This is a genomic window from Devosia riboflavina (assembly GCF_000743575.1).
Classification (GTDB): Bacteria; Pseudomonadota; Alphaproteobacteria; order Rhizobiales; family Devosiaceae; genus Devosia; species Devosia riboflavina.
The window spans coordinates 1-555 of the sequence record NZ_JQGC01000054.1 but is presented as its reverse complement, the minus strand read 5'-3'; the positions used below and the strand labels follow the sequence as shown (position 1 = coordinate 555).

The 555-nt window shown below is 65.6% G+C and carries 1 protein-coding gene; it reads left to right on the top strand.

Going from position 1 to position 555, the window contains the following annotated elements:
- On the top strand, positions 1-492 hold a 492-nt coding region (locus JP75_RS24595; protein ID WP_035087797.1), incomplete at its 5' end, for an MFS transporter.
- Between the last annotated feature and the right edge of the window lie 63 nt (positions 493-555).

The following is a 555-nucleotide window of genomic DNA, read 5'->3' as shown; positions in this document are numbered from 1 at the left end:
TTCTCGCTCAGCTATGGCACGGGCACCCTCGGCTATAGCCGCGAAGAGTTCCTCATCCTGCAGATGGTCGGCGTCCTCGCCTTCGGCCTCTTCATCCCCGTCGCCGCCGTCCTCGCTGACCGCTTCGGCATGCGCAAGGTGATGGTCGGCGTCTCCATCGGCATCGCCCTTTTCGGCCTCATCCTCGCCCCGCTCCTGGGCTCGGGCAATGTCGTCGGCGTCCTCGGCTTCCTCTGCATCGGCTTTGCCCTGATGGGCATGACCTATGGCCCGCTGGGCACCGCGCTCGCCGCACCATTCCCCACCGCAGTCCGCTACACCGGCGCCTCGCTGACCTTCAATCTCGGCGGCATCTTCGGCGCCAGCTTCGCGCCCTATATCGCCACCTGGCTCGCCAGCACCTATGGCCTCCACACCGTCGGCTACTACATGATCATCGCCGCCGTGATCACGCTCCTGGCCTTCGGCTTCATCCGCCAGACTGCGGAGTAGGGCCCTAAAACCCTCCCACCCACCGCGCGTCATCCTCGGGCTCGACCCGAGGACATTTCACTT